Source organism: Streptomyces sp. SudanB182_2057 (assembly GCF_964272715.1).
Taxonomy (GTDB): domain Bacteria; phylum Actinomycetota; class Actinomycetes; order Streptomycetales; family Streptomycetaceae; genus Streptomyces; species Streptomyces rubradiris.
Window position 1 is genome coordinate 4,979,373 of the sequence record NZ_OZ186798.1, and the last position, 19,627, is coordinate 4,998,999.

Annotated in this window: 22 protein-coding genes; 12 read left to right on the forward strand and 10 right to left on the reverse strand. The window is 72.4% G+C overall.

Features of this window, described 5'->3' with window-relative positions; all coding sequences use genetic code 11:
- Positions 1 to 162 precede the first annotated feature (162 nt).
- Positions 163 to 1,554, forward strand: a complete 1,392-nt coding sequence (locus ACSURM_RS21940) for a cystathionine beta-synthase (RefSeq protein ID WP_436957285.1) — start codon at positions 163 to 165, stop codon at positions 1,552 to 1,554.
- A 125-nt stretch (positions 1,555 to 1,679) separates the two neighbouring features.
- Here ACSURM_RS21940 and ACSURM_RS21945 read toward each other — a convergent pair whose 3' ends face one another.
- Both ACSURM_RS21945 and ACSURM_RS21950 read right to left on the reverse strand, forming a co-directional pair.
- Positions 1,680 to 1,880 carry a DUF397 domain-containing protein gene (locus ACSURM_RS21945; RefSeq protein WP_436957287.1) on the reverse strand — a complete coding sequence of 67 codons (201 nt, stop codon included), beginning with the start codon at positions 1,878 to 1,880 and terminating at the stop codon, positions 1,680 to 1,682.
- Positions 1,877 to 2,689: a helix-turn-helix domain-containing protein gene (locus tag ACSURM_RS21950; protein ID WP_436957288.1), complete on the reverse strand. Its 813-nt coding sequence runs from the start codon at positions 2,687 to 2,689 to the stop codon at positions 1,877 to 1,879. Before ACSURM_RS21950 ends, ACSURM_RS21945 begins: the two co-directional genes overlap by 4 nt.
- Before the next feature lie 122 nt (positions 2,690 to 2,811).
- Here ACSURM_RS21950 and ACSURM_RS21955 point away from each other — a divergent pair, with 122 nt between their 5' ends.
- Genes ACSURM_RS21955 through ACSURM_RS21965 form a run of 3 tightly spaced genes read left to right on the forward strand, consistent with a single transcriptional unit; the run spans position 2,812 to position 3,877 of the window.
- On the forward strand, positions 2,812 to 3,147 hold the full coding sequence (locus ACSURM_RS21955; RefSeq protein WP_436957290.1) for a hypothetical protein: 336 nt from the start codon (positions 2,812 to 2,814) through the stop codon (positions 3,145 to 3,147).
- Complete coding sequence (locus tag ACSURM_RS21960; protein ID WP_436957292.1) at positions 3,122 to 3,316, forward strand: hypothetical protein; 195 nt, start codon at positions 3,122 to 3,124, stop codon at positions 3,314 to 3,316. Before ACSURM_RS21955 ends, ACSURM_RS21960 begins: the two co-directional genes overlap by 26 nt.
- A 54-nt stretch (positions 3,317 to 3,370) precedes the next feature.
- Positions 3,371 to 3,877: an NUDIX domain-containing protein gene (locus tag ACSURM_RS21965; protein WP_436957293.1), complete on the forward strand. Its 507-nt coding sequence runs from the start codon at positions 3,371 to 3,373 to the stop codon at positions 3,875 to 3,877.
- 468 nt (positions 3,878 to 4,345) lie between these two features.
- Here ACSURM_RS21965 and ACSURM_RS21970 read toward each other — a convergent pair whose 3' ends face one another.
- Complete coding sequence (locus ACSURM_RS21970; RefSeq protein WP_436957295.1) at positions 4,346 to 5,182, reverse strand: helix-turn-helix transcriptional regulator; 837 nt, start codon at positions 5,180 to 5,182, stop codon at positions 4,346 to 4,348.
- A gap of 148 nt (positions 5,183 to 5,330) precedes the next feature.
- Here ACSURM_RS21970 and ACSURM_RS21975 point away from each other — a divergent pair, with 148 nt between their 5' ends.
- A complete protein-coding gene (locus tag ACSURM_RS21975) occupies positions 5,331 to 6,092 on the forward strand; it encodes an SDR family oxidoreductase (RefSeq protein WP_436957296.1) in 762 nt (253 codons plus the stop codon).
- Between the two features lie 14 nt (positions 6,093 to 6,106).
- On the opposite strand, the gene ACSURM_RS21980 is transcribed toward ACSURM_RS21975, so the two are convergent.
- Positions 6,107 to 6,565, reverse strand: coding sequence for a hypothetical protein (locus tag ACSURM_RS21980; RefSeq protein WP_436957297.1), 459 nt, complete (start codon positions 6,563 to 6,565; stop codon positions 6,107 to 6,109).
- A gap of 10 nt (positions 6,566 to 6,575) precedes the next feature.
- Positions 6,576 to 8,003: a purine-cytosine permease family protein gene (locus ACSURM_RS21985; RefSeq protein ID WP_436957299.1), complete on the reverse strand. Its 1,428-nt coding sequence runs from the start codon at positions 8,001 to 8,003 to the stop codon at positions 6,576 to 6,578.
- A gap of 130 nt (positions 8,004 to 8,133) precedes the next feature.
- Between ACSURM_RS21985 and ACSURM_RS21990 the strand changes: the two genes are divergently transcribed.
- On the forward strand, positions 8,134 to 8,976 hold the full coding sequence (locus ACSURM_RS21990) for a MurR/RpiR family transcriptional regulator (RefSeq protein WP_436957301.1): 843 nt from the start codon (positions 8,134 to 8,136) through the stop codon (positions 8,974 to 8,976).
- Positions 8,977 to 9,070: 94 nt separating this feature from the next.
- On the forward strand, positions 9,071 to 9,664 hold the full coding sequence (locus tag ACSURM_RS21995; RefSeq protein ID WP_436957303.1) for a hypothetical protein: 594 nt from the start codon (positions 9,071 to 9,073) through the stop codon (positions 9,662 to 9,664).
- Positions 9,665 to 9,670: 6 nt separating this feature from the next.
- Here the strand turns inward: ACSURM_RS21995 and ACSURM_RS22000 are convergent, their stop codons facing one another.
- Genes ACSURM_RS22000 through ACSURM_RS22015 form a run of 4 tightly spaced genes read right to left on the reverse strand, consistent with a single transcriptional unit; the run spans position 9,671 to position 11,762 of the window.
- Positions 9,671 to 10,045, reverse strand: a complete 375-nt coding sequence (locus ACSURM_RS22000) for a hypothetical protein (RefSeq protein ID WP_189991980.1) — start codon at positions 10,043 to 10,045, stop codon at positions 9,671 to 9,673.
- 10 nt (positions 10,046 to 10,055) lie between these two features.
- Entirely contained in the window at positions 10,056 to 10,535 is a 480-nt protein-coding gene (locus tag ACSURM_RS22005; protein ID WP_436957305.1) for a roadblock/LC7 domain-containing protein, read from the reverse strand.
- A gap of 31 nt (positions 10,536 to 10,566) precedes the next feature.
- Positions 10,567 to 11,382 (reverse strand): transcriptional regulator, encoded by an 816-nt coding sequence (locus tag ACSURM_RS22010; protein WP_436957307.1) that lies wholly within the window; start codon positions 11,380 to 11,382, stop codon positions 10,567 to 10,569.
- On the reverse strand, positions 11,379 to 11,762 hold the full coding sequence (locus tag ACSURM_RS22015; RefSeq protein ID WP_359045514.1) for a hypothetical protein: 384 nt from the start codon (positions 11,760 to 11,762) through the stop codon (positions 11,379 to 11,381). The genes ACSURM_RS22010 and ACSURM_RS22015 overlap by 4 nt, the downstream gene beginning before the upstream one ends.
- 502 nt (positions 11,763 to 12,264) lie before the next feature.
- Here ACSURM_RS22015 and hutU point away from each other — a divergent pair.
- From hutU to hutI, 4 genes are read left to right on the forward strand one after another with little or no spacing between them, the layout of a single operon-like run.
- A complete protein-coding gene (gene hutU, locus ACSURM_RS22020) occupies positions 12,265 to 13,929 on the forward strand; it encodes a urocanate hydratase (protein ID WP_436957309.1) in 1,665 nt (554 codons plus the stop codon).
- Entirely contained in the window at positions 13,926 to 15,251 is a 1,326-nt protein-coding gene (locus tag ACSURM_RS22025) for an allantoate amidohydrolase (protein ID WP_436957311.1), read from the forward strand. Before hutU ends, ACSURM_RS22025 begins: the two co-directional genes overlap by 4 nt.
- Entirely contained in the window at positions 15,248 to 16,585 is a 1,338-nt protein-coding gene (locus ACSURM_RS22030; RefSeq protein ID WP_436957313.1) for a formimidoylglutamate deiminase, read from the forward strand. Before ACSURM_RS22025 ends, ACSURM_RS22030 begins: the two co-directional genes overlap by 4 nt.
- 20 nt (positions 16,586 to 16,605) lie before the next feature.
- Positions 16,606 to 17,781: an imidazolonepropionase gene (hutI, locus tag ACSURM_RS22035; protein WP_436957315.1), complete on the forward strand. Its 1,176-nt coding sequence runs from the start codon at positions 16,606 to 16,608 to the stop codon at positions 17,779 to 17,781.
- A gap of 132 nt (positions 17,782 to 17,913) precedes the next feature.
- Here the strand turns inward: hutI and ACSURM_RS22040 are convergent, their stop codons facing one another.
- Positions 17,914 to 18,810: an RNA polymerase sigma factor SigF gene (locus ACSURM_RS22040; RefSeq protein ID WP_359045507.1), complete on the reverse strand. Its 897-nt coding sequence runs from the start codon at positions 18,808 to 18,810 to the stop codon at positions 17,914 to 17,916.
- Between the two features lie 248 nt (positions 18,811 to 19,058).
- Here ACSURM_RS22040 and ACSURM_RS22045 point away from each other — a divergent pair, with 248 nt between their 5' ends.
- Positions 19,059 to 19,436: an STAS domain-containing protein gene (locus tag ACSURM_RS22045; protein ID WP_289966970.1), complete on the forward strand. Its 378-nt coding sequence runs from the start codon at positions 19,059 to 19,061 to the stop codon at positions 19,434 to 19,436.
- Positions 19,437 to 19,627: the final 191 nt, after the last annotated feature.

Genomic DNA, 19,627 nt, shown 5'->3' on the forward strand with positions numbered 1-19,627 from the left:
GCGTCGCCGCCACCTCCTCGTAGCCGTACACCCACTCCTTGCCCCGTACGGACCGTGCGTCAATCTCAACGGGGAGTGAACGGCCGCGCTCGCCGCGCTGCTGGCCTTAGGCTGGCGACACCACTACGAACACACCCTTTTTTGCAGCGACCGGAGACAACGGTGCAATACCACGACTCGATGATCAGCCTCGTCGGCAACACCCCGCTGGTGCGGCTCAACAACGTGACCAAGGGCATCCGGGCGACCGTCCTGGCCAAGGTGGAGTACTTCAACCCGGGCGGCTCCGTGAAGGACCGCATCGCCCTGCGCATGATCGAGGCCGCCGAGAAGAGCGGGGAGTTGCGGCCGGGCGGCACGATCGTCGAGCCGACCAGCGGGAACACCGGCGTCGGACTTGCCATCGTGGCCCAGCAGAAGGGCTACAAGTGCATCTTCGTCTGCCCGGACAAGGTGAGCACCGACAAGATCAACGTGCTGCGCGCGTACGGCGCCGAGGTCGTGGTCTGCCCGACCGCCGTGGCGCCGGAGCACCCGGACTCCTACTACAACGTCTCCGACCGGCTCGTCCGTGAGACCCCGGGCGCCTGGAAGCCGGACCAGTACTCCAACCCCAACAACCCGCTCTCGCACTACCACTCCACCGGTCCCGAGCTGTGGGAGCAGACCGAGGGGAAGATCACCCACTTCGTGGCGGGCGTCGGCACCGGCGGCACCATCTCCGGCACCGGCCGCTACCTGAAGGAGGCCAGCGAGGGGAAGGTCAAGGTCATCGGCGCCGACCCGGAGGGCTCGGTGTACTCCGGCGGTTCGGGCCGGCCGTACCTGGTCGAGGGCGTCGGCGAGGACTTCTGGCCGACCGCCTACGACCGCCAGATCGCGGACGAGATCGTCGCCGTCTCCGACAAGGACTCCTTCCAGATGACCCGTCGGCTGGCCAAGGAGGAGGGCCTGCTGGTGGGCGGCTCCTGCGGCATGGCCGTCGTGGCCGCGCTGGAGGTCGCCGAGCGGCTCGGCCCGGACGACGTCGTGGTGGTCCTGCTCCCGGACAGCGGGCGCGGCTACCTCAGCAAGATCTTCAACGACGAGTGGATGGCGGACTACGGCTTCCTGGAGGACGAGGGCCCCAGCGCCCGCGTCGGTGATGTCCTGAGCGACAAGGTCGCCGGTTCCATCCCGTCCCTGGTGCACATGCACCCGGAGGAGACCGTCGGCCAGGCCATCGAGGTGCTGCGCGAGTACGGCGTCTCGCAGATGCCCGTCGTCAAGCCGGGCGCCGGTCACCCGGACGTGATGGCCGCCGAGGTCGTCGGCTCCGTGGTGGAACGGGAGCTGCTGGACGCCCTGTTCAGCAAGCGGGCCTCGCTGGAGGACCCGCTGGAGAAGCACATGTGCTCCCCGCTGCCGCAGGTCGGCTCCGGTGAGCCGGTCGGCGACCTGATGCAGGTGCTGGGCGAGGCGGACGCGGCGATCGTCCTGGTCGAGGGCAAGCCGACCGGTGTGATCAGTCGGCAGGACCTGCTCGCCTTCCTCGCCAAGGGCGGCAACAAGTAGCCGGGGCCGATGCGGCCGTGATCAGTCCTCAGGCGGCCTGAACGCGCATACGCACGAGAGCCCCCGACCGGGAAGCGGTCGGGGGCTCTCCTGGTCCCTGGAGCACAGGGCACTGCGACTCGGGATCAGACCTGGGACTCCTTGGCCATCTCCACGAAGGCGGACCAGGCGCGAGCCTCGATGGTGAGCGTCGGACCCTCGTTGCGCTTGGTGTCCCCGACGGGGACCACGCCGTGTGTGGCTACGAGGTTGGTGGCGACCTTGACGCAGTCGCCGCCGTTGCTGCTGTACGAAGACGTGAACCACTGCGGTTGCTCGGACGTCACGGGAAGTCCTTTCGAAGGTCCTGGATCATGGCCACGCTGGCGGCTTGAGATGCCGCTTCCACCTGCAACTGATGGTAGGCCGTCAACGCGCTTACAACGAACGTCGGTTCGCGGACGAGGTGCCCGCGCTGCGCGGACTCGGCGTAGGCGATCTGCGTCCGGTTCGCCAGGGTCAGGATGTTGATGGGCAGATCGAAGGACCGGCGCTCGCCGAGGTCGTAGGGGGCCACCTGAAGGACGGTCGACGGCAGCTCGGCGAAGGCGAGAAGCTTGTCCAGTTGCCCCGCCATGACCTCGGGCCCCCCTACGAGCCGCCTGAGAGAGCTCTCGTCCAGTACCACGTAGACCAGCGGAGGCGGAGTACGAGTCAGCGCCGCCTGCCGCTCCTCGAGCTTCGCCAGCCGCTCTTGCGCCTGCTGCTCGGTGATGGCCCCTCGGCGTACGTCACCTCCCTGGATCGCTGCGGCGTACTCCGGGGTCTGGAGCAGCCCGGGCATGATGCCGATTTGGAAGATGCGGATCTCTGCCGCTTTCAGCTCGTGAGGAACGTACTCCCGGAACCCTTCCAGCAGCGACGGGCTGTATATCTCCGAGCACTCGCGCTGGAACAGCTCGCCCGTGCCGAACGCTCTGTCGACACTTGCCGCGAAACGTGGAGTTGGAGGACGTCGACCAGTTTCCACGGCAGAGATATGCGAGTCGGTGCACCCGCAGCGTTCGGCCAGTTGTTCCTGCGTCCACCCCCGCTCGTCCCTCAGCCTGCGAAGACGGTCGCCGAACGCGGCAGCCGCCGATGCTTCGGGGTCCAACTTTCGTCTGTTCAACGGCTTCGACCTCAACTCTCCTGGCAGAAAGCGCAAGTTGATGAACTCCCGACTGTAGGCCACGCTGAACGCGTCCGGTAGTCGAAGCACTACAGAGAGGGATAATCATGCCCGGAGGGCTGAACGAGCCGACTCTGGTTGACGAGGAGAAGGGCCCGGAGGAACCCGATGGTGCCGGCACTCCCGGGTTGGGATTCAGGACGACGCTCGAAATCGGGGAAGTCACCTTCGCGTTGGCCGAGGTGCTGACGAAGGCGGGTATCAGGCTCCCGCAGTTCCACACCCGACTGGACCCCGCCGCGGAGCGTCGGTGGGTGGTGCGTCTCGGCGACTGCAACGTGGTCCAGGCCCGCGACATCCTCGACCTCATGAAGGACGGGCTGATCCTCCGGGAGCGGTATCCGGAGGAGGCGATCAATGGTGCACCCGTCAAGAACAGTTGACGCGCGGGCCCGCCTCGAACAGGCCATCATGCGGGCCGGGGCCATCGTGGACGTACTGATCGACCCCGCGGGCGGCTTCCTGATCGTCCAGTGCATCGGGATCGAGGCGGCCGAAGAACTGGCGCTCGCCATCGAGGCCGGCGTGCAAGCCAGGGTGATCCGGGGGTGACCCCCGTGTGCTGGTGACGCCGAAATCCCTGTCGTCCGCTCAAGAAGGAGACACATGCACAAGGACACCGATTTCAAGAACCCCCCTCGTCGGCGCATCGGCGCTCTGGCCATCGTCCGGGACGGGGAGGGGTCGGTGCTTCTCGTCAAGAAGGCGTACAAGGAGGGGAGAAGTTGGGGACTGCCCGGAGGCGCCGCCCACGCCGACGAGGCTCCGCACGACGCGTGGGTTCGTGAAGTCCGTCAGGAAACGGGCCTCGACCGCACTCCCGGCCGCCTTCTCGCGGTCGACTACGTGCCGTACTCCGAGGCGAGCGGCAGCGCCGAAGGCATCAACTTCGTATTCGACGGAGGTACGGCGAAGGACACGGAGAACATGCTTCCCGAGTACGAGGGCGAGGAGCCGGAAATCACCGGAATCCAATTCGTCCCTCTGTACCAGTTGAGCGAATTCGTCACGCCGCTCACGGAAAAACGCATCCGCTTCGCCGTGGGGGTCCTCGAAGACGACTTCCCCTTGTCGGTCTACCTCGCGGAAGGGCGTTCGCTCACGTACGGGTGACTCGGGGGGCATCGCAGTCGAAGTGCACAGGGTTTCTCGACGCCGGGATTCGGCGGGGCAATCCGGTGTCGGCTGCCCTGCCGATTGCCGGGGACGATTCAGTCGATGCGGACGCTGGACGTCTCGTCAGCGAAGGTGTCCTGGCCAGGCTCGGTGGTTTCCGTGGCCTTGCTGGGCGGGGCGGACGCGGGGCCGGGGTTCGCGCAAGTGGTACGAGCGTGTCACGTGCGCGCAGCACCCGCTTAACACGCGTCCGGCAGATTGGTGGGCGTCGGCAGGGCGGGATCGGCTCCCCGCCCGGGCCGGCGCCGAACGGCGCCAGGACCTCCGGAGCGGCTCCCGGACCTCCATGGACGCCAAGGACGCGCACGTCCGGTCCTGACCGGCTCGCGTCCCTCGCGGGGACCGCCGTCGTCCCGCCCCCCGGATACGGGGGTGCGGCGGTCCCCGCGACAGTCTTCCCGGCGGTCAGACGCCGGCCCAACTCCCCAGCAGCGCCAGGCGTTCCGCCGTCTCCGAGCCCGGTTCCGGGGTGTAGACCACGAGGGTCTGGTCCGGCTGGGACGGCACCGTCAGGGTTTCGTACGGCAGGGTCAGCAGGCCCGCGACCGGGTGCCGGACGCGTTTCACGCCGTAGGAGCACTCCCGGACCTCGTGGTCCGCCCACAGCCTGCGGAAGTCCTCGCTCTTCACGGCGAGTTCGCCGATCAGCGCGCACAACTCCGCGTCGTCGGCGTACCGGCCGGCGCCCAGCCGCAGATGGGCCACCGCCGACGAGGCCACCGCCGCCCACTCGGGGTACAGCTCCCGGGCACCCGGGTCGAGGAAGAGGTGCCGGGGCACGTTCCGTTCGGCCGGCGTCATCCGGCCGTAGCCGCTCAGCGCGTCGGCGAGCGCGTTCCAGGCCAGCACGTTCATGCGGTGGTCCACCGCGAACGCGGGGCTGCGCTCCATGCCGTCGAGGAGCGCCTGGACGCCGGGGCGGACCCCAGGCGCCGCCGCGGGCCTCGCGCGCCGTCGGCCGGGGCGCGCCACCGTCCGCAGATACGCCTGCTCCGTGTCGTCCAGCCGCAGCACCCGCGCGACCGCGTCCAGGACGGCGTCGCTGACGCTCGGGCCCCGGCCCTGTTCCAGCCGGATGTAGTAGTCGACGCTCACGCCCGCGAGCTGGGCCACCTCCTCGCGGCGCAGGCCCGGCACGCGACGCCGCCCGTGCGCGGGCAGCCCCACCTCCTCGGGCCTGATGCGGGCGCGCCGCGAGCGCAGGAAGTCGCCCACCTCTGTTTCGGTCCGGTCCCCGTCCATGCGCCGATCGTAGGGGAGTGCCGCCGGTCCGTCCTGGTACTGGCAGACCCAGGAAAAGCGCATCCCTGGGTACGGCCCCCGGACCCGGCAAGGGTGGTGTGCGACCGCCGGGGAAGCGCCCCGGACGGCAACCGCCCAGGGAGCACCCATGTCGTACGAGAGCCTGTCCGGCCGTACCGCCGTCGTCACCGGAGCCGCCAGCGGCATCGGCGAGGCCGTCGCCCTCCAACTGGCCGCCGAGGGCGCCCGGGTGGCGCTGCTCGCCCGCCGCGCGGACCGCCTCGACGCGCTGGCGGAGAAGATCCGGGCGGACGGCGGGCAGGCGCTGGCCGTGGCCGCCGACGTCACCGACGACGCGTCCGTGACGGCCGCCCGGGACCGGATCCACGAGACGTTCGGGGCCGTCGACCTCGTCGTCAACAACGCCGGTGTCATGCTGCCGGGCCCGGTGGAGGAGGGCCGGATCGAGGAGTGGCGGCGGATGCTGGACACCAACGTCACCGGAGTGCTGCGGGTCATGCGGGCCTTCAGCGCCGACCTGGTCGCCGCCGCGGCGGCGGGACGCACCGCCGACCTGGTGAACGTCTCCTCCGTCGCCGCCCACCTGTCCTTCCCGAACTACACGGTGTACGGGACGACCAAGGCGGCCGTCACGCACCTGTCGGAGTCGCTGCGCACCGAGTTCGGGCCGCGGGACGTCCGGGTCACCAACATCGAGCCCGGGCTGACCGACACCGAGCTGAAGACGTTCGTCCGCGACCCGGAGCTGTCCGGGCAGCTGGCGGGGATGTTCGAGGAGATCGGCGCGCTGTCGGCGGCGGAGGTGGCGGACGTCGTCGCCTACGTGGCGAGCCGCCCCCGGCACGTCAACCTCCGCCAGATCATGGTGCTGCCGACCCGGCAGGCGTGACCCTTCGGAGCCGGTCAGTCCCCGGGCGCGGGGCGGTCGTGGCCGGGCGGGGGTTCCCGGTTCAGACGCACGGACTGGGCCGCGTTGACGCCGATGATGCCCAGCCAGGCGACCACCAGGCCGGACAGTCCGGCCATGCCGCCCGCGATCGCGGACAGGGGGATCGCCAGGACCAGCGTGATCAGCGCGAAGCCGTACCGCTCGGCCCAGGAGCCGGCCGTTCCCGGCCGCCGGGCCGCGCGGGCGTCGGCGAGCCGCCGCTCGGCCAGTTGGCGGCGCACCCGGCGGTCCACCGCGTCGTCGATCCGCCGCTCGACCCGCTCCAGGAAGGAGTCCGCGAGGGCGGAGTCGTACTCGTCGCCCAGCTCCGCGCGGGCCCGCACGGTCGCGTCCAGCTCCCTCTTGAGGTCGGGGTCCTTCCCGAGGCCGGGATCCTGACGGGGGGCGGTGTCGCGCGGATCGCGAGTGTCCATGTCGGTCAGCCTAGGGAGCGGTGGGCCCGGCCGCACTGGTGCCGGCCCCCGGTTCCGGCGCCGGGGCGGCCGGTGGCGCGTCCGGCGGCGGTACCGGGCGGGCGACGAGCCGGTACAGCAGCGCCGGTACGGCCAGGCCCACGATCCAGGAGACGTCCGCGCCGCCGAGCGGCTCCACCAGCGGGCCGGTGTAAAAGCCGGTGGCGAGGAACGGCAGCTGGGCCAGCAGACCGGCCGCGTACACCGCGAGGGCGTCGAAGCGCCAGGCGCCGTAGCGGCCGTGCGGGTCGGCGAGGGCCGCGAGGTCGTAGCGCTCCTTGGAGATCAGGTAGTAGTCGACCAGGTTGATCGCCGACCAGGGCGTGAAGAACGTCAGCAGGAACAGCAGGAAGTCCTTGAACGAGGTCAGGAAGCTGTCCTTGCCCAGCAGGGCCACCGCGGTGCCCGCCGCCATCACCAGCGCGATGTACGCCACCCGGCCCGCCCGGGACAGCCGCCGCTGCCCGCGGAAGCCGCTCACACCGGTCACCAGCGACATGAAGCCGCCGTAGGTGTTGAGGACGTTGACGGTGAGCTTGCCGAGCGCGATCACGAAGTACAGGAAGGACGCGACCAGACCGGTGCCGCCGAGGCCGACGACATAACCCACCTGGCTGTCCAGGAACGCCTCCCCGGCCGTGGCCGCGACCAGCACCCCGAAGGTCATGGACCACTGCGAGCCCAGCGCCGAGCCGGACAGCGTCCACCAGAAGGTCGCCTTCGCGGACGTCGTACGCGGCAGATAGCGGGAGTAGTCGGCCACGTACGGCCCGAACGCCAGCTGCCAGGACGCCGACAGGGACACCGCCAGCAGGAACAGCGGCAGCGAGAAGTGCGCGTCGTGCAGCAGCGCGGAGGTGTCGGCGCGGTCCAGGAGGCGTACGGCGAGGAAGACGAAGGCGAGCGCGCACACCGTGCTCGCCACCCGGCCGAGGGCGTGCACGACCCGGTACCCGGCGGTCGCGATGACCCCCGTGACGGCGGCGAAGACGAGGATCCCGGTGGTGTCGTCCGTGTGCGTCAGCTCGCCCACCGCCTGCCCGGCGAGCACGCTGCCGGAGGCGAAGAAGCCGACGTACATCACGACCACCAGCAGCAGCGGGACGACCGCCCCGCGCACCCCGAACTGGGCCCGCGACTGGATCATCTGCGGCAGGCCCAGGCGCGGGCCCTGCGCGGAGTGCAGGGCCATCACCGCGCCGCCGAGCAGGTTGCCGAGCAGCAGGCCGAGCACCGACCAGACCACGTCCCCACCGAAGACGACCGCGAGGGCGCCGGTGACGACGGCCGTGATCTGGAGGTTGGCCCCCAGCCACAGCGTGAACTGGCCAAAGGCCCTGCCGTGCCGTTCCTCGTCCGGGACGGCGTCGATGGAGCGCGGTTCCACGAACTGTGCCATGCGTTCTCCCCACACCGGGCTGTATAACTGTATGCAGCGACACACTGTCTGAATAGGCGGCCGGTGTTTGTCAATGCCCCGGCGCTGTACTCTCCCGGGGCGTCGAGGAGATCTGGAGGGGGAGTACCGCATGAGCGCGAGCGACAGCCCTGCGAACCGGTTGCAGGCGCTCTTCGAGGGCCACCGGCTCACGCCGACCCAGCGCCGCATCGCGCACAGCATGGTGCGCCGCGCCGCCGACGTGCCCTTTCTGTCCAGTGTGGAGCTGGCCGAACTGGCCGGGGTCAGCCAGCCGTCGGTGACCCGGTTCGCCGTCGCCCTCGGCTTCGACGGCTACCCCGCCCTGCGCCGGCACCTGCGCGAGGTCGTCCCCGCCGAACCGGCCACCGGCGCCGGCGCCTACAACGAGTACCAGCAGGCCGTCGAGGCCGAGATCGAGAACCTCAGGCACCTGGCCGAGCTGCTCGCCGACCCGCGCCCGGTGCGGCGGGCCGGCCGGATCCTCGCCGCCTCCCGGCCGCTGCCGGTGCTGGGCCTGCGCGCCGCCGCCTCCCAGGCCTACGGCTTCGCCTACTTCGCCGCCAAGGTCCACCCGGACGTCCGGCTGCTGCACGAGGGCGGCACGATGATCCAGGACCGGATCGACGCCGCCGTCCGGGCCGGCGCCACCGCCCTGCTGTGCTTCGCGCTGCCCCGGCACCCGCGCGAGGTCGTGGACACCCTCGCCCACGCCAAGGACGCGGGCCTGACCGTGGTCACCGTCGCCGACTCGGCGTTCGCGCCGGTCGCCAAGCACGCCGACCTGCTGCTGCCCGCCGCCGTCGGCACCGGGCTCGCCTTCGACACCGCGTGCGCGCCGATGCTGCTCGGCCGGGTGCTGCTGGAGGCGCTGTGCGACGACCTGCCCGACGCCCAGGCCCGGCTGGAGGAGTTCGACGCCAAGGCGGCGGCCCGGGGCCTGTTCGTGGAGTGACCGGGCCGCGCCGCTCTCAGATTCGTCTCACGTTCTGCTATTAGCTTCCCCATCGAGACGCAAGCGCTGTGGACACGTGACACGGGAGGCTGACGTGGCGCGCGGAGGACGCGGAGGGCAGGGACTGGCACGGGTGGCCGTCGTCGTACGGGCGGGCGCCGCGCCGCTGTGGTGGCTCGGGATCGTAGCCGCCGGGCTCGGGGCCGTGCCCGAGGGGCTGACCGGGCGGCGGATCGGGACGACGGCGGGGGCGGCGCTGTTCCTGCTCGGCGCGGCCGGTGTACTGCTGGCCCGCCGGGGCCGGTACGCGGCCCTCGCCCGCGGGGCGGCCCGCGCGGGCAAGTACGACGTGCTCCAGGACCGCGCGGTGACCGTGCGCGGCTGGCGCCGGGGGCACCGCTGGTGGCTGCTGCTGGGCTGGGCGCTCGCGCTCGGCTCGGCGTTCGCGGTGCCGGTGGCCGGCGGGCTGCTGCTGGCCGGGCTCGGCGCCGGGCTGTGGCTGAAGGCCGCCTGGATCGGGCGGCTGGAACGGTCCGCCGAGGCCCTGCTGTGGGTGCGCGTCGACTGGCTCGGCCGGGGCGGCGGGAACCCGGCGGGCAAGGCCGTCAAGAGCCTGCGGGCCACGGGCGTCGCGGCCGGCGACGCGGCCCCGGGCGGGGCCCGCCGCCGTACCGCGGCCCTGGTCTGAGCCGCTTCAGACCTCCAGCTCCTCCTCGATCCGGCGCAGCTGGTGCCGGGCCATCGCCAGATTGGCCCGGGAGGAGTCCAGGACCAGGTACAGGAACAGTCCGTTGCCGCCCCGGCCCTTGAGCAGGCGGATCAGGTGGTACTGGTCGGTCAGGGTGATCAGGATGTCCTCTATCTCGCCCTTGAGGCCGAGGAGTTCCATCGTGCGCATCTTGGCGCGGACCACGTCGGTGTTCCCGGCGGCGGCCACGTTCAGGTCGAAGCTCGCGCTGTCGCCCATCGTGCCCAGCGCCATTCCGCTGGTGTAGTCGACGAGCGCGGCTCCGGTGGCGCCCGAGATGGTGGTGAGGGCCTGCTTCAGGGCGGTAGCGGTGTCGGACATGGGGGTCCTCTCAGCTGTCGGTCGGGGTACGGGGCTCGGCGGCCGGGGTGCGCGGCGCGCGGGGGTCCCGGTGGCGTGCGGGGGTGGTGCCGGGGAGCGGGCGTACGGCCTCGGCGGCGTCCAGCAGCTCCCCGACGCGGGCGCCGGCCCGGCGGCCCTCCAGGTGCAGCCGGCCCACGTTGACCCGGTCCTGGGCGAGCAGCGTCAGCACGGCGGTGCGGCCGGCCGCGTAGGTGGCGACATAGCCGCGCTCGCCGCGCACCAGCAGCTCCCGCAGGGCGCCGTTGCCGGTGGCGTCGGCGGTCCGTACGGCGACCCCGAGCGCGGCGGCGGTGAGCGCGGCCAGGCCGTCGGGGTCGACGCCGGGGGTGTCGTGGGCGATGACGAGGCCGTCGACGCCGGCCGCGAGGGCGCCGGTGAGCTGCGGTACCCGGGTGCGCAGCCGGCGCAGTTCGGCCAGCACGGTCCGCAGATCGTCCTCGGTCACCATCAGCTGTCTCCTTTCGGCGGGGCGGTGCCGTTCAAAGCGCCTCCAGCGCATCCCTGAGCCTCTTCAGCAGCGCGATGTCGGGGTCGGTGGTGACCGGGAGGGGTGGTGGTGCGGGCGGCGGGGCGGGGGCCGCGGGCACCGGCGCGATCCGGCCGGCCGCGGTGAGCCGGCGGACGTCGACCAGCGTGTGGAAGGCCTGCCGGCCCAGGTCCCGGGCCAGGTCGGCGGCCGTGCGGACGCCGTCCACGCGGTCCAGGACGGCCCGCTGCCGGGGCGTGACCGGCAGGGCGGGGGCGGGGCCGGGGGCCGCGTCGGCGCGGATCAGCGGGGCGCTGTCGGCGGCCGGGTCCGGCCACAGCCGGTGCAGCAGCAGCCGGCGGCGCAGCGTCTCGCGCTCCAGCGCGACCACCGGCACCGAGGGCAGCGGGCCGAGCCGGGGCCCGGCGCCGTACCGGAACCGGCCCGGGGTGCCGCTCGGCGCCAGAGCGAAGTACCCGGCGTCGTACAGCGCGTCCAGGTGGCACAGCTCCAGCGCGCCGGTGGGCAGCACCCCGGAGCGCAGCAGCAGTTCCGCCGCCCGCGCGGGGTCCGGGGCCCGGGCGGCGGCGTGCTGCCAGGCGGCGGCCGCGAGGGTGCCGTGGGCCGTGAGGAGCACGCCGAGATCCGGGGAGAGGGGGCTCTCGGCGTGCACCACCCGGCCCTCGGCGAGGTGCAGGACGCCGTGTTCGCGGACCAGGACGCCGGTGGCCCGCTCCTCGGCGAGCCGGGTCAGCATCGGGGACAGGGCGCGCGCGGCCCGCCTGTCCCGCACCGGCAGGGCCGGCGGAGGGATCCGGACCATGGTCATCCCAGCACCAGCCGGGCGGCCATCTCGCCGAGCCGGATCCGGGCGAGCGCGAGGTTGCCCTCCTCCCGGCCGAGCCACAGGTGCAGGAACACGCTGCTGTCGAAGGAGGTGTCCACGAACCGCAGCAGGTGGTAGCTGTCACCGTTGCTGACGATCAGGTCCTCCACGGGCGGCAGTCCCGCGCGGGCCGTGGCGAAGGTGCCGTGCTCGGCGGCCAGCCGGGCCAGTTCGGCGGCCTCGGCGGCACTCGTCTCGTGGTCCCCGCCGGGGGCCTCCCCGACCGCGCCGAGGGCCAGCCCGCTCGTCCAGTCCACCAGTGCGGCTCCCCGGGCACCGGGCAGGCGCATCGCTTCCAGTAAGCACTCGTCGATTCCGGGCACCGTGGCTTCCTCCCGCCTGGGACTCCGGCTGAGTGACGCCGACACTACGCAACGTGTGTGCGGAAGGCGGGGCGTTTGGCAATTTCCGGTGGAACATGCGTCCGACGTACTAGTGTTGTCCAACTGACGTGTGTTCCGCGGCCGTTGATCCTTCCGTCCGGCCGGCGGGCGGGGCGCGACGGCGGCTTCAGGGCGCCGGGAGAGCGGTGAGCGCCGACGCGCGCCCCTCCGGAGCCGACCGCCACCTCGGCGACGGTCCGGGCCCGCGTGCGTCATCGCGATCCGCCGCCTGCCCGCGGTCCTGGGCCTCGGTCCCGGCCTCCCGTGCTCGGCCTCGGTGTCCTGTGCGGCCCTGATCTCCCCGCGCGGGTGTCCGTCCTGTCCCGGCTTCCGGTGTCTCCAGCCGGTTACCCGCCACGCCCGGACGGACCGCCCCCTGTATTGACTAGCTCTATTCAGCCCTACAGGATGTGAATAGTCGTAGGCACAGGAGGAGACAGAGATGTCGGGACCCCGCCCCGTACGAGCACCGCGCGGCACGGAACTCAGCGCCCTGGGATGGCAGCAGGAAGCCGCCCTGCGCATGCTGCAGAACAACCTCGACCCCGAGGTCGCCGAGCACCCCGACAAGCTCGTCGTCTACGGCGGCACCGGCAAGGCCGCCCGCGACTGGCGCTCCTTCGACGCCATGGTCCGCACGCTGAAGACCCTCAAGCAGGACGAGACCATGCTGGTCCAGTCCGGCCGCCCGGTCGGCGTGATGCAGACCCACGAGTGGGCCCCGCGCGTCCTGATCGCCAACTCCAACCTCGTCGGCGACTGGGCCAACTGGGAGGAGTTCCGCCGCCTGGAGGCCCTCGGCCTGACCATGTACGGCCAGATGACCGCCGGCTCCTGGATCTACATCGGCACCCAGGGCATCCTCCAGGGCACCTACGAGACCTTCGCCGCCGTCGCCGCGAAGAAGTTCGGCGGCACGCTCGCCGGGACGATCACGCTGACCGCCGGCCTCGGCGGCATGGGCGGCGCCCAGCCGCTCGCCGTCACCATGAACGACGGCGTCGCGATCTGTATCGACTGCGACCCGCGCGCCATCGAGCGCCGCATCGAGCACCGCTACCTCGACGTGCGGGCCGACTCCCTCGACCACGCCCTCCAGCTCGCCACCGAGGCCCGCGACCAGCGCAAGCCGCTGTCCATCGGCGTCCTCGGCAACGCGGCCGACCTGGTCCCGCGGCTGCTCGCCATGAACGCCCCCATCGACATCGTCACGGACCAGACCTCCGCCCACGACCCGCTGTCGTACCTCCCGGTCGGCGTGGCCTTCGAGGACATGGCCGCCGAGGCGGCGAAGGACCCGGCCGGCTTCACCACCCGCGCCCGCGAGTCCATGGCCCGGCACGTGGAGGCCATGGTCGGCTTCCTGGACGCCGGTGCCGAGGTCTTCGACTACGGCAACTCCATCCGGGGCGAGGCCAAGCTCGCCGGCTACGAGCGGGCGTTCGCCTTCCCCGGCTTCGTCCCCGCCTACATCCGCCCGCTGTTCTGCGAGGGCAAGGGCCCCTTCCGCTGGGCCGCGCTGTCCGGCGACCCGGCCGACATCGCCAAGACCGACAAGGCGATCCTGGACCTGTTCCCGGAGAACGAGTCCCTGGCCCGCTGGATCAAGTTGGCCGGCGAACGGGTCCACTTCCAGGGCCTGCCCGCGCGCATCTGCTGGCTCGGCTACGGCGAGCGGGACAAGGCCGGCGAGCGGTTCAACGACATGGTCGCGAGCGGGGAGCTGGCCGCGCCGCTGGCCATCGGGCGGGACCACCTGGACTGCGGGTCGGTCGCCTCGCCGTACCGCGAGACCGAGGCCATGCGCGACGGCTCCGACGCGATCGCCGACTGGCCGCTGCTGAACGCCATGGTCAACGTGGCCTCGGGCGCGTCCTGGGTGTCCCTCCACCACGGCGGCGGCGTGGGGATGGGGCGCTCCCTCCACGCCGGCCAGGTGACGGTGGCCGACGGCACGAAGCTGGGCGGCGAGAAGATCCGGCGCGTCCTCACCAACGACCCCGGCATGGGCGTCATCCGGCACGTGGACGCCGGGTACGACATCGCCGAGTCCGTCGCGGGGGAGCGGGGGGTCCGGGTGCCCATGCGTGAGGGTGACGAGGCGTGACGACGGGTCAGGGCGGGCACGGAGCCCCGCCGGTGGTGGCCGGTCCCTCCTCGCCGTCCGGGGGTACCGCCGTACCGGGTGACGGCCCACGGCCCGCACGCGGCGCCTCCTTCCACGAGATGTGGCGCGAGCTGCTGCCCATCGGCCGGCACCCGGACACCGGCGGCTACCGGCGCCACGCCTGGACCGGGGCCGACGCCGAGTGCCGGGACTGGTTCCGGGAGCAGGCCGAGGCGCGCGGGCTGGCCTACGAGGTCGACCGGAACGGGAACCAGTGGGCCTGGCTGGGGGACCCGGCCGCCGGGGACGCCGTCGTCACCGGGTCCCACCTGGACTCCGTGCCGGACGGCGGGGCCTTCGACGGGCCCCTCGGCGTGGTCTCCTCCTTCGCCGCGCTGGACGAACTGCGCGACCGGGGCGTGCGGTTCACCAAGCCGCTCGCCATCGCCAACTTCGGCGACGAGGAGGGGGCCCGGTTCGGGCTCGCCTGCGTCGGGTCGCGGCTCACCGCCGGGCAGCTGACCGCCGAGCAGGCCCACCGGCTCACCGACGGCGACGGCGTCGGCCTGCCCCGGGCCATGGAGGCCGCCGGATACGACCCCGAGGCCATCGGACCCGACCCCGAACGGCTCGCCCGGATCGGCGCGTTCGTGGAACTGCACGTCGAACAGGGGCGCGCGCTGGACCTGTCCGGCGACCGGGTGGGCGTCGCCAGCGCCATCTGGCCGCACGGACGCTGGCGGTTCGACTTCCGGGGCCAGGCCAACCACGCCGGCACCACCCGGCTGGCGGACCGCCGCGACCCCATGCTGCCGTACGCCCAGGCCGTGCTCGCCGCCCGCCGGGAGGCCGAACTCGCCGGTGCCGTCGCCACCTTCGGCAAGATCGTGGTGGAACCCAACGGCGTCAACGCGATCCCCTCGCTGGTGCGCGGCTGGCTCGACTCCCGCGCCGCCGACCAGGAGACCCTGGACACGGTGGTGGACGGCGTCGGGAAGGCGGCCCGGGAGTACGCCGACGCCCACGGTGTCGATCTCGACGTCGTCCGGGAGTCCTTCACCCCGGTCGTCGAGTTCGACCACGCCCTGCGGGACGAACTCGCCCGCATCCTCGGCAAGGACACCGGCCTGACCGTGCCCGTCCTCGGGACCGGAGCGGGACACGACGCCGGAATCCTGTCCGGGAGCATTCCGACCGCCATGCTGTTCGTGCGCAACCCCACCGGTGTCTCGCACTCCCCGGCCGAGTTCGCGGCCGAGGACGACTGCGTGGCCGGGGTGCGCGCACTCGCCGACGTACTGGAAGGGCTGGCCTGCCGGTGACCAAGGGAACCTACTGGCTGGAGCACGCCTGGCTCGGCGACCGCGTCGAGCCGGGCGTGGCCGTGGACGTGGCGGGCGGGCGTATCGGCGCCGTGCGCACGGGCGTGGACGCCCCGCCCCCGGGTGCCGAGGTGCTGCGCGGGCTCACCCTGCCGGGGCTGGCCAACGCCCACAGCCATGCCTTCCACCGGGCCCTGCGCGGCACGGTCCAGGTCGGCTCCGGGACCTTCTGGACCTGGCGCGAGGTGATGTACTCCGTCGCCGACCGGCTGACCCCGGACAGCTACCACGCCCTGGCCCGCGCGGTGTACGCCGAGATGGCCCTGGCCGGCATCACCTGCGTCGGCGAGTTCCACTACGTGCACCACGCCCCCGGCGGCACCCGCTACGCCGACCCCAACGCCATGGGCGAGGCACTGATCGAGGCCGCCGCCGAGGCCGGCATCCGGATCACCCTCCTGGACACCTGCTACCTCTCCGCCGGCTTCGGGGAGCCGCCGGGCACCCACCAACTGCGCTTCTCCGACGGCAGCGCGGCGGACTGGGCCGAACGCTGTTCAGTTCTCAAGGAACGGGATCACGCGCGGATCGGAGCGGCCATCCACTCCGTACGGGCCGTGCCCGCCGGGCAGTTGGCGACCGTGGCCGAGTGGGCCCGGGAACGGCGGGCCCCGCTGCACGTCCACCTGTCGGAGCAGCCCGCCGAGAACGAGGCATGCCTCGCCGCGCACGGCCGCACCCCCACCCGGCTGCTCGCCGACCACGGCGTCCTCGGGCCGCGGACCACCGGCGTGCACAACACCCACCTCACCGAGGAGGACATCGCCCTGCTCGGCGGCTCGGGCACCGGCACCTGCATGTGCCCCACCACCGAACGGGACCTGGCCGACGGCATCGGCCCGGCCGTCGCCCTCCAGCGGGCCGGTTCCCCGCTCTCCCTCGGCTCCGACAGCCACGCCGTGATCGACCTGCTCGAAGAGGCGCGCGCGATGGAGCTGAACGAGCGGCTGCGCAGCCGCACCCGGGGCCACTGGACGGCCGCCGCCCTGCTGCGGGCCGCCACCGCCGACGGCCACGCCGCCCTCGGCTGGGACGGGGCCGGCACCATCGAACCCGGCGCGCTCGCCGATCTGACGACGATCGCCCTGGACTCGGTCAGGACGGCCGGGCCACTGCCCCGGCTGGGCGCCGAGACGGCCGTATTCGCGGCGAGCGCGGCGGACGTCCGGCACACGGTCGTGGGGGGCCGGCAGGTCGTGCGCGACGGGGCGCACACGCTCGTCCCCGATGTGCCGCAAGCACTGGCGCGGGCCGTCGCGGCCCTCCGCGCCTGACCACCACCCATGAGGACACCATGAGCAGCAGCACCGTCATCACCAACATCGCCACGCTGGTCACCAACGATCCCTCCCTCGGTGACGGCTCCCCTCTCGGTCTGGTCCGGGACGCGGCCGTCGTCATCGACGGCGACCGGGTCGTGTGGACCGGTGAGTCAAGCAAAGCACCCGCCACTGACAACCGGGTCGACGCGGCCGGCCGGGCGGTGCTGCCGGGCTTCGTCGACTCCCACTCCCACCTGGTCTTCGCCGGTGACCGGACACAGGAGTTCAACGCCCGCATGTCCGGCCGCCCCTACACCGCGGGCGGCATCCGCACCACGGTCGCGGCCACCCGCGCCGCGAGCGACGCGGAACTGGAGGCGAACCTCACCCGCTACCTCGCCGAGGCCCTGCGCCAGGGCACGACCACGCTCGAGACCAAGTCGGGCTACGGCCTCACGGTCGAGGACGAGGCCCGCGCCCTGCGCGTGGCAGCCCGGCACACCGAGGAGGTGACGTACCTCGGCGCGCACGTCGTCAGCCCCGACCACGCCGACGACCCGGCGGCCTATGTCGCCCTGGTCACCGGCGAGATGCTGGACGCCTGCGCGCCGCACGCCCGCTGGATCGACGTGTTCTGCGAGAAGGGCGCCTTCGACGGCGACCAGGCCCGGGCCGTCCTCACGGCGGGCAAGGCGAAGGGCCTGCACCCGCGCGTCCACGCCAACCAGCTCTCCTACGGCCCCGGCGTCCAACTGGCCGTGGAACTGGACGCGGCCAGCGCCGACCACTGCACCCACCTGACGGACGCGGACGTCGACGCCCTGGCGCACAGCCGCACGGTCGCCACCCTGCTGCCCGGCGCCGAGTTCTCCACCCGCGCCGAGTGGCCGGACGCCCGCCGCCTGCTGGACGCGGGCGTGACGGTCGCCCTGTCCACCGACTGCAACCCGGGCTCGTCCTTCACCTCGTCCGTGCCCTTCTGCATCGCCCTGGCCGTCCGGGACATGGGGATGACCCCGGACGAGGCGGTGTGGTCGGCGACGGCGGGCGGCGCCGCCGCCCTGCGCCGCACCGACATCGGCCGGATCGCCCCGGGCGCCCGCGCGGACCTGCTCCTGCTCGACGCCCCGAGCCATGTCCACCTGGCCTACCGCCCGGGTGTGCCGCTGGTCGACGCGGTGTGGCGCGCGGGCGTACGCGTCGTCTGACCGGCCGCCGGACGGTCCGGCCCGCGCACGAGGACCTTGCGGGGCGGTCCGGCCCGCGCATGAGGACCCCGGCGGGCGGTCCGGCATCCGACGGCCGGACCGCTCACCGCGGCGCGTGAAGTGCCGTGCGGGTCACTCCTCCAGGGTCAGCCCCTTGCGCAGCCGTACCAGCGTGCGCGACAGCAGCCGGGACACGTGCATCTGGGAGATGCCCAGTTCCTCGCCGATCTCGGACTGGGTCATGTTCGCCACGAAGCGCAGGGAGAGGATCTTCCGGTCCCGGGACGGCAGCGAGGCGATCAGGGGCTTGAGGGATTCGATGTACTCGATGCCCTCCAGCCCGTGGTCCTCGTAGCCGATGCGGTCCGCGAGCGCGCCCTCGGAGTCGTCCTCCTCGGGCTGGGCGTCCAGCGACGAGGCGGTGTAGGCGTTCGAGGCGGCCATGCCCTCGACGACCTCCTCGCTGGAGATGCCGAGGCGTTCGGCGAGTTCCGCGACGGTGGGCGCGCGGTCCAGCTGCTGCGCCAGCTCGTCGCCCGCCTTGGCGAGGTCGAGGCGCAGTTCCTGGAGCCGGCGCGGGACCCGCACGGACCACGAGGTGTCACGGAAGAACCGTTTGATCTCGCCGATGATGGTGGGCATCGCGAAAGTGGGGAACTCGACGCCGCGGGAGAGTTCGAAGCGGTCGATGGCCTTGATCAGGCCGATGGTGCCGACCTGGATGATGTCCTCCATCGGCTCGCTGCGGGAGCGGAAGCGGGAGGCGGCGAACTTGACGAGCGCGAGGTTGAGCTCGACGAGGGTGTTGCGGACGTACGCGTGCTCGTACGTCCCTTCCTCCAGCGACTCCAGCCGCTCGAAGAGGGTCTTGGACAGGGCCCGCGCATCGACCGGGCCGATCTCGTCGTAGGGGGGGATCTCCGGGAGTCCCTCGAAGGGGTCGAGGGGATCGATGGGATGATCCAGCTGTACCGGTGGGGGTGTCGACGTCGCGATCGGGGTATGCGATGCGTCGAGCCGGGGTGACATGGGTGTCCTCCATCGTTCTCGGCATATGGCTGCCGAAGCCAGAACGTGCACTGCGGTGTGCGGCGCCTCCGAAGCCGGCGTGTAGGGATGTGTGTCCTTACTAGCCCTACCCGCTGCACCGAGCGGGTCGCAAGTGCGTTCTGTTGCGGTATGTCCGATTGTGTGCGGATGTTCGGGTGTCGGAGTGCGCAGGGAAGGCGTAATGTTCGAGGGCATCAGCAGCCACGACCTCGGGAGAGAGAGACGGCATGGACCACGGGACGGTCGGCAGCGCACAGTCGGGCCGGCTTCTGGTGGAGGTGCGGGAAGAGGGCTCCAGCGCCGTTGTGACACCGGCGGGGGAGCTCGACCACCACACCGCCGATCTTCTGCGTGAGCCCCTCGACGACCTGCTGGACAAGGGCTTCTCACGGCTCGTCGTGGACTGCTCCCGCCTGGAGTTCTGCGACTCCACGGGACTGAACGTCCTGCTCGGCGCCCGGCTGAAGGCGGACGCCGCCGGTGGCGGGGTCCACCTGGCCGGCATGCTGCCGGTGGTGGCCCGGGTGTTCGAGATCACCGGGGCCGAGACGGTCTTCTCCGTTCACGACTCCGTGGAGGCCGCCCTGGCCGACGGTGCCGACTGAGCCGCCGCGTCCTGCCGGACGGACGGGTCCGCGCCAGGCCCTCGCGGGCGTTGCGCGGGTCACCCGAACACGGGGGTGTTCCCTGGGATCGGTCGGGCAGGAGAGGGCAGAAGACAGCGGGGGACAGCCCGGCCGGCACGCGCACGGGGCGCGCGTCCGGCGGACGGGCGGTCGGTCCCCGGGTGGTGCGA